The sequence below is a fragment of the Xanthobacter agilis genome (assembly GCF_021730435.1).
GTDB lineage: Bacteria > Pseudomonadota > Alphaproteobacteria > Rhizobiales > Xanthobacteraceae > Xanthobacter > Xanthobacter agilis.
Map to the genome: position 1 here is coordinate 248,681 of NZ_JABWGX010000001.1, position 6,235 is coordinate 254,915.

Genomic DNA, 6,235 nt, shown 5'->3' on the forward strand with positions numbered 1-6,235 from the left:
CCTCATTTCCCAAGCCGGGCGTCGGCCCGCGCCCTGGTGATGATGTTCGTCATATGCCTGATAATTTCTTCGTCCGACTCTTTTGACATCCGCATAGCGCTGGAAATACCGTAGAGCTGTTGCGCGATCTTGAGAGGCTCGATCCCAAGACCGGACCAAAAGTCTTCCTCGCCCATGCTGTGCTGCCGCATGTGCTCCTCGTGGGTTAGAGGGAGCACCCATTCGTCGGATGGCTTGGCAGAGTGACCAGGCCCGATCTTCCCGAAGGCTTCTTCCGAAAAGCGCAGGTGCGCGGCCTCCACTCGGTCCATGCGTCCGGTTGAGATGCACGGGCATTGGCGAATAAGCGCGAGGTGGGCTTCGTCATGCTGCCGGCCGCGATCACGGGCCGGTTTGGCGCTGGCTTTGCGCTCGCGGCGCGGGGGATGCCCGCCCTTGGGGATGGGGAGTTCCCAGCCGCCATCGGGCTCGACGCGGCCGGCCATCACGATGCCTCCCCACGCTTGCGCAGCTCTTCCGGAGACACGCTCAGCATGTCGGCGATGATTGCCAAGATAGCTGCCTTGCTCTCGTAGAACTGCTTCGCCCCCATGGCGCGCACGGACTGGCTCTTGGCCCGGCGGATCAGAACGATCGGGCCTTCCACCTTGGCGAATGCGAACTCGTCGAGTGCCGGAACCGCAGCAGCGACACGGAGCGCAGCGGCCCGCGTTCCGGCGTCTACCGCCGTTTCGGTGTAATAGCCGGCCTCAATAAGGGCGCGCTTCCGAAGGTGATCTTCGGTGGGATAGAGGTACGCGATATCCTCTGGGAGGTTCATCCACGCCTCGTGAAGCCATGCAAATTGGTGCCGGTGTGAAGCATCCGAGCGATGTTCATGAGTGACCAGTTGGTAATATTCACCAATCACAAACTCGCGGTCACAGTCCTTCGCGAACCTCTTGCTTGCTGGAGACATTGCCTCTCCGGTCCAGGTGAACACAATGGGATGTATCATCGCACCCTCCCGAATTCGCCGCGAAGCTCCTTGACTGCGTCTACATAGGCAGCATGTGCAGCCTCGGCTGTATTATGATATCCAAGCCATTTTTGGCGACCATTATGTTGAATATAGGCGCGGAAACGTCCGGTTTCCTTATGAAAGCTAACGCCCTTGTAGCCGCTTGTATTGCGCCTTTGGACAGAAGTATTGTGACCATTCTGGACTTTTGTTGCCTCTCGAAGATTACCCCAGCGATTGTTCAGCCCGTTCAGGTCGGTATGGTCTATAGAATCGACTGGCATTGCCCCTGTCATCCATAGCCAAGCGACCCGGTGTTCCGGGAATGGCCAGTCGAGAATGCGAATGGATCGGTATCGACCGCCGCCATTAGCGGTCCATTCATATCCCGCTCGCTTTCCGGCATAGCGACCGTTCCATTGCGGTCGAACATCGCTTCGTTCCCGCCATGTAAAGATGCCAGTCTCAGGTTCGTAGTCCAAAATGGACCGCACGAACTGCTGGGTGATCGGTGGCGCATGGTCGCTCATGCGGCGGCCCTCCCCCCGGAGCCATAGCGGCGCACACGCTCAACCAGTTCGGACAGCTCCGAATTAAAATCGTCCACGGCCTTGGACATGGAAGCGATGTAGAGTTCGTCACGATAGGCCCGCTTGATGAAGGGCTGGAGCTTCGGCCAATACACGCAGATATCGATCCACTCGCGCTCAGCCACCCACAGCACGCCCTGGCATTGGGCTTTGTGCTCAGCTGGAAATTCGTCCTTGAGCAGGCACTCGATCATAAGCGGAGGCTTCTTCGTCTTGATCTCTAGGGCCCCGTCTGCTCCGATCAAGCTGTCTGGGCTGCACCCCTTCTGTCCATTGCGGATGAATCCGACCAGTTCCGGCTCCACATCCTTCTGAAAGGCGTAGAAATTCCGGGCCTCTGGCTCCATGATGTGACCGCGCTCCATGTCCTCGGTAGAAAGGCCATCTCCGGGCTCGCCAGTGATGATTTCCGCCGCGAGCTTGAGCATGTAGGTGCGGCGTGTCTTACCTTCGCCCTTAGCAAGGATCGCCTTGAACATACTCGCAGTCGGAATCCCAGCTCTGGCCTGCATCCACTCAGGCGAGTTCTGCGGAACGTCGATTATCTCTAGGCTCATTCTACATGGCTCCAGTGTTTGTCGCTTCGGATGAACCAAATGGCACCTGGGCGAACTCCAAATGAGGCCGCTATGGCCGTATCTGTCTCGCCGTCTTCAATACGGCGTTTGATTGCATGCACGTCCTGTTCTGTGAGCTTCGCCTTATTATTCTCGGCGCCGCGTTTGTGGCTCTTGACGATGTTGCAGCGCGCTACGGCTGCGGCGCGCTCAGGGTCGCGCTTCGTCCAGTGGTTCTGCCCACGTGGAAGATTGTGGTCTTGGCGATAGCCTCCTTTGTTTCGCTGTTGCTCAGAACGGGTTGCCCATCTGCAGTTAGAAGGCTCGTAGTGCCCATCGTTATCGATGCGATCAATCGAATGTTCACTGGATGGGCGCGCCCCCATATCCTCAAAGAACGCAGAAAAATCATGCCACCGATCGCAAATCCTAATTCCGCGTTCACCATATCGATGGTAACTGACGCTGTTAGGGTTCTCACAGCGCTGTATCATGCTTGCCCACGCCCGATATTCCGGCGACTTCGTCATGCCATGAGTAATGGTCCACCTAGTCATGGCACGCCTCAATAGGTAATTCTGACGTTCGGCACCTTGCCGAGGTAGATGAGCTTCAGGACCGACTTCGCCGTTTCCTCAGAGAGGCCGCCACCCATGAGCCCCTGAAGGGCCGCGCGGTGGATCGCCGCCTTATGTTCCTTGTCGGCTTCACGCCGGCGCACCTCAGCCTCTTCCGCTGCCTTTTGCTCTTCCTGCCGGCGGCGGGCGGCGGCTTCGGCTTCGGCGGCCCGTCGTTCGGCATCTTCTGCGGCGCGCTTCAGGTCCTGTTCGCGCCGGTCAGCAGCATCCCGTTCGCGTTGCGCGGCTTCTTCAGCGCGGCGGACATCGGCGGCGGCTTTTTCTTCAACTTCGCGCCGGGCGCGCTCGGACGCCTCGCGGGCGATCTGTTCCTCGCGGTCCTTCTTGTCGCGCTCTTCCTTCTGGTGCCGCAGCTCCGCGAGTTCGGCTTGCTCTGCCTCGTACCGCGCCCGCGCCTCGATGCCGGCAGTGAGCGCCGCAATGGCGGCTTCCTTGGCCTTGGCATAGGCCGCCTCGTATTCCTCGCACTCCGGTCCGACCGTCACGGCCCGGACTTCTTCCAAGGCATCGTGCATGTACCCAGATGGGAGATCGCGCTGGCTTTTTGCGCCAAGCTCTTCCAGCCGGCGGACAGCTTCCTCATGCCTGGCGACGCGGGCCTTCTCCGCGTTCTCATAATCTGTGAGGGGCCGCCGCACTTCATCGGCCCACGCATCCAATGTTTCGCGAGCGTGTTTGCGGGCCGCATCGATCTTCTTTGGAATCTCCTTCTGCTCGGCAGCGAGGTCCTTTCCCACGCTCTCGATATGCGTCTTCACCTTCGTAATTTTGAAGGCAAACGACTTGATTTCGGAGCGCCCCTTGGCAGAAGACATATCGGGCGCGAAGGCGTCGATCTCTTCCCGCACACGGGCGAGATAGGGATCAAGCGCACCGTCCTTGGTGAAGACGGCAAGTGCCGTCTGGGGTTCAATGGTGATGAGTTCCAGATCCATCATTTTTCCCTCTTGCGTTCGAGGTTGGTTTTGGCCTCGGAGAACCGGGAGGCGGGGAGGTCGGCGAGGCGCTCAATCTTCATAAAGCGGCAGAAGCGCTTCTCATCGGCGCCGACGGCCTCCGCGAGGTCGCGCAGCGCCATCTCCTGTTCCCCGGAGATGGTCTCGGCTCCGCCCGAGGCCTGCCCATCGTCATCGCGGTCTTCCTGTGCCCGGCTCTGAAAATTCAGCAGTGCGCGGGCAGCGTAGCGCTGGCCATACTTGATTGTGCTGCCGACAGCCTGCACAGAGTTCTTGCTGCCGGTGCTGTCGTGCATCAGCGTGATGGTAGTGTCTTCCTGGTGCCCCTCATTGTGGCTGACGACGGCGGTCACGTTCTGTTTGCCATCAGCCGCAACACTGAGGCGGAAGGAGAGGCCGAAGCCGTGCTTGCCAAGAACTGGCTGGATCGCCTCGTTGATGTCCTCCCACTTGGCATAGCTGGTGGATTGGATGACCCTCGTGCCGCCCTTCTCTCGGATTTCGATCTGTCCAAGTTCGTTTATGATAGGAAGCTCGGCCTGCATCTCCGGGAATGCCGCGAGGTAGGCGCGCTTCGCTTCGTCCGCCACAATCTCTCGGTACATTTTCATGAGCCTCTCGACCTTGTCGGCGTCGATTTCCGGGTTGCTGGCGGCCTGCATGATGGCGCCGAGGATCGAGCCAGCATCGGACTTGGCAGAGGCTCGGGCCGGGGCGCGCCGGACCGCCGTCTGACGTGGTGCCCGGGCTGCCGGCGCGGGTACTTGGCGGGCGGGCGCAACTAGGTCGAGGTCGTCGATCTCATTGGCATAGGCGGCGTTCATCGATCGTCTCCATAGATGTCCGTAATCCGCCCCGAAACGCGGGGCTGGTCTCCGAAGCTCTCCCGCCGGGCGTAGAAGTCCTCCGAGATGCGGCGCCGGTGTCGGATGCGTTCCACTGCCTCACGGGCGAGGAAGACCAGTAGGCCAATGAAGAAGAGCGTGCCGCAAATGAACATGATGGCGCGGGCGATGTCTGGCATCATGCAGCCTCCAAACCAGAGACAGCATCTGTGATCTGCCCGATTTCGAGGGCGTCGGCACAGGCCTCTTCCCATCCAGCAGCGACCTCGTCAGGTGAAAACCCGCAGGACCGCAGGAAGTCCATGACATCGGATTCCGCATCCAGGTCGACTCCACCCAGGCATAGAGCAATCGCCATCCTGGCGATGATGTCAGAGAGGAATGTCATCACGTCCTCCAAGGGCTGAGCGCAGCAGCCCACACACGGGCCGGCGCGAGTGCGAGATAGATGGACAGTGCGAATAGGTGAGCCGCCGCCCGAACAGGGGGACACGCAGGCGGCGGATCTGGCGCGGGGCGGGGAGGCATCGCCCCGGCGCGTTGGAATTTGAGGATGGAGATGACCGCGCCCATGCTCACCACCCCATCCAGTCGAGGAGCGGGGAGCGGACAAATGTGCGGGCCCATGTCCATGAAAGGGAGGGGGTCAGGATCACGCCCGGCCCTCCGCCTTGGCGATAGCCGCGTCTACGAAATCACGGGCAGCATTCGCGCCAAGAGCTTCATGCGCCAACTTCAGAGCTGCCAACATTTCCGGTGCGGAGGCGATCAGGTTGGCATTTGCCTCGGTACACGCGCACTCGTATGGCCCGTCGTCTAGTCCTTCGCCGTGCGCATCCTTCACGGTCGCGATTTCGGCCCATATCCCGATCTGCGGAGGACCGTCGAACAGCGGGTAGATATCAATCTCACCATCCATAAATCCGGGTCGTGTAGCCCATGGCCCTGGAGTATGCTTGCTCATAGTCATTCTGCCGCCTCCGAATAGAGCGCACTGCCATGGGCCGCCAGCGCGAGGTCGCACCAATCACGGATCGCCTGCACGTCCTCGACGGTGAGAGGGCGGGCGATATCCGCGCCGGCGCCTGAAAGCCGAAGCTCAAATGGGCGCTCCAACCGGCCATTACGGTGGCGCGAGATAAGCATGAGACCGAGGATAAAACCCTCCTGGCGGGCCATGCCGGAAGCGAGGTCCATCGGCGCAACCTGTAAATCGGGACAGTTCATGCGGCCCTCCCACAGTTTTCAGACAGATCTGAAAGCCGGCTCTCAACGGGGGCGAGCACATCTGCCGTGATATCCTCGGCATATCCTCGGATGTCCCGGAGCAGAGCGAAGTAGTCGTCGAAATTCACTCCGCAATGCTGCGCTTCTTCAGCGAGCCTCTGCATGTCTGTGATGTACCGCCCACGCACAGACTTTATGGATTCCGCGATGCGGTGCACGTCTTGGATTTGGTCGTAGGCGGTGCGGTCCATGTCTTACTCCTCCCTCTAGGTTGGAGAGGCGGGCCGGAGCCCGCCCCGTTGCTCAGGCCGCGTCTTCGCCGTCGCCGTAGCCGTAGCCGTAGCCGTAGCCGTCGCCGTAGCCGTAGCCGTAGCCGTCGCCGTAGCCGTAGCCGTAGCCGTCGCCGTAGCCGGAGCCGGAGC

At 60.5% G+C, this 6,235-nt stretch carries 12 protein-coding genes; all 12 read right to left on the reverse strand.

The genetic code is table 11. The annotated features are described in order from the left end of the window. Positions 1-2 precede the first annotated feature (2 nt). Positions 3-485, reverse strand: a complete 483-nt coding sequence (locus HUW53_RS01215) for a DUF968 domain-containing protein (protein ID WP_237343905.1) — start codon at positions 483-485, stop codon at positions 3-5. Continuing rightward, positions 485-997, reverse strand: a complete 513-nt coding sequence (locus HUW53_RS01220; RefSeq protein ID WP_237343906.1) for a hypothetical protein — start codon at positions 995-997, stop codon at positions 485-487. The genes HUW53_RS01215 and HUW53_RS01220 overlap by 1 nt, the downstream gene beginning before the upstream one ends. Further along, a complete protein-coding gene (locus HUW53_RS01225) occupies positions 994-1,530 on the reverse strand; it encodes an HNH endonuclease (RefSeq protein WP_237343907.1) in 537 nt (178 codons plus the stop codon). Before HUW53_RS01225 ends, HUW53_RS01220 begins: the two co-directional genes overlap by 4 nt. Continuing rightward, the gene (locus tag HUW53_RS01230) at positions 1,527-2,147 is read right to left on the reverse strand and encodes a lambda exonuclease family protein (protein ID WP_237343908.1); all 621 of its coding nucleotides are present in this window, start codon (positions 2,145-2,147) and stop codon (positions 1,527-1,529) included. The genes HUW53_RS01225 and HUW53_RS01230 overlap by 4 nt, the downstream gene beginning before the upstream one ends. Beyond that, positions 2,144-2,704 carry a helix-turn-helix domain-containing protein gene (locus tag HUW53_RS01235; RefSeq protein WP_237343909.1) on the reverse strand — a complete coding sequence of 187 codons (561 nt, stop codon included), beginning with the start codon at positions 2,702-2,704 and terminating at the stop codon, positions 2,144-2,146. The genes HUW53_RS01230 and HUW53_RS01235 overlap by 4 nt, the downstream gene beginning before the upstream one ends. Before the next feature lie 8 nt (positions 2,705-2,712). Then, the gene (locus HUW53_RS01240) at positions 2,713-3,723 is read right to left on the reverse strand and encodes a hypothetical protein (protein WP_237343910.1); all 1,011 of its coding nucleotides are present in this window, start codon (positions 3,721-3,723) and stop codon (positions 2,713-2,715) included. Beyond that, the gene (locus HUW53_RS01245; protein ID WP_237343911.1) at positions 3,720-4,565 is read right to left on the reverse strand and encodes an ERF family protein; all 846 of its coding nucleotides are present in this window, start codon (positions 4,563-4,565) and stop codon (positions 3,720-3,722) included. The genes HUW53_RS01240 and HUW53_RS01245 overlap by 4 nt, the downstream gene beginning before the upstream one ends. Beyond that, on the reverse strand, positions 4,562-4,768 hold the full coding sequence (locus tag HUW53_RS01250; RefSeq protein WP_237343912.1) for a hypothetical protein: 207 nt from the start codon (positions 4,766-4,768) through the stop codon (positions 4,562-4,564). The genes HUW53_RS01245 and HUW53_RS01250 overlap by 4 nt, the downstream gene beginning before the upstream one ends. Next, positions 4,765-4,974 carry a hypothetical protein gene (locus tag HUW53_RS01255; RefSeq protein ID WP_237343913.1) on the reverse strand — a complete coding sequence of 70 codons (210 nt, stop codon included), beginning with the start codon at positions 4,972-4,974 and terminating at the stop codon, positions 4,765-4,767. Before HUW53_RS01255 ends, HUW53_RS01250 begins: the two co-directional genes overlap by 4 nt. A 264-nt stretch (positions 4,975-5,238) precedes the next feature. Continuing rightward, positions 5,239-5,505, reverse strand: coding sequence for a hypothetical protein (locus HUW53_RS01260; protein WP_237343914.1), 267 nt, complete (start codon positions 5,503-5,505; stop codon positions 5,239-5,241). Positions 5,506-5,552: 47 nt separating this feature from the next. After that, complete coding sequence (locus HUW53_RS01265; protein ID WP_237343915.1) at positions 5,553-5,813, reverse strand: hypothetical protein; 261 nt, start codon at positions 5,811-5,813, stop codon at positions 5,553-5,555. Then, positions 5,810-6,064 (reverse strand): hypothetical protein, encoded by a 255-nt coding sequence (locus tag HUW53_RS01270; protein ID WP_237343916.1) that lies wholly within the window; start codon positions 6,062-6,064, stop codon positions 5,810-5,812. Before HUW53_RS01270 ends, HUW53_RS01265 begins: the two co-directional genes overlap by 4 nt. Positions 6,065-6,235 lie beyond the last annotated feature (171 nt).